Genomic DNA, 947 nt, shown 5'->3' on the forward strand with positions numbered 1-947 from the left:
GATCCGCCGACCCCCAGATGCCCGCACCTCGGCGCGCATCTGGGGGTCGGCGGATCGATCGAGGGCGAGGAGATCGTCTGCCCCTTCCACCGGTTCGCGTTCGACCCGGCCGGTGTCTGCGTACGTACCGGCTACGACCAGCCACCGCCCAAGGCGTCCCTGACGCAGTACGCGGTGTGCGAGGCCAACGGCGGGATCTACGTGTGGTGGCACGCCCTCGGCCTGCCCCCGCAGTGGGAGGTCCCGGTCCTGCCCCTGGACGACCGGCAGCCGTTCAGCCACGAGACCTTCGACATCGCCGGTCACCCGCAGGACGTCATCGAGAACGCCTTCGACTGGGGCCATCTGCCCGCGCTGCACGGCCTGAAGGACCTCGTCATCGACGGCCCACCGGTGACCGGGCAACCGGTCAGCACCGTCACGGCGACCGCCCGCGGCACGATGATGCGCGGGTCCCGCCAGTCGTACACCCTCACCGTGATCGGACTGGCCACCATCGCGGCGCGGTCGGTGCTGCCCCTGGGCGCGGGGAGCCTGTACGTGATGCTCCACGCGACCCCGACCAGCCCCGGCCGCATCCAGCTCCGGTTCGGCACGAAGCTGGAACTGGCCGGCGTCCCCGGCGTACCGGCCAAGGTCGGCCGCGCGGCGACGATGCCCGCAGCCCGGCTCCTCAGCAGGGTCCTGCAACGGGTGGCGAGCGTCGACACCGGCGCGGACCTGCTGATGTGGCACCACCAGGAGCATGTCGAGCACCCGAAGCTCGCCAAGGGCGACGGTCCCATCGGCCGCTACCGGCAGTGGGCGCAGCAGTTCTACACGGAACCGGCGGGCGGCCTCGTGTCGCGACCCGCGCGGACCGAGGCGCACAGCTCGGAGGAGTGAGCGCCCGGGACGGACAGGGAGATCGGCATGACAGCGGAGAACGGTACGCCCGGCGCCGGGCG

The 947-nt window shown here is 72.1% G+C and carries 1 protein-coding gene; it reads left to right on the forward strand.

The annotated features are described in order from the left end of the window. Positions 1-885 (forward strand): Rieske 2Fe-2S domain-containing protein (locus tag BHU15_RS21620; protein WP_069628712.1); only part of this gene is annotated, 885 nt, incomplete at its 5' end. Positions 886-947 lie beyond the last annotated feature (62 nt).

Source organism: Streptomyces niveus, from assembly GCF_001723055.1.
Classification (GTDB): domain Bacteria; phylum Actinomycetota; class Actinomycetes; order Streptomycetales; family Streptomycetaceae; genus Streptomyces; species Streptomyces niveus.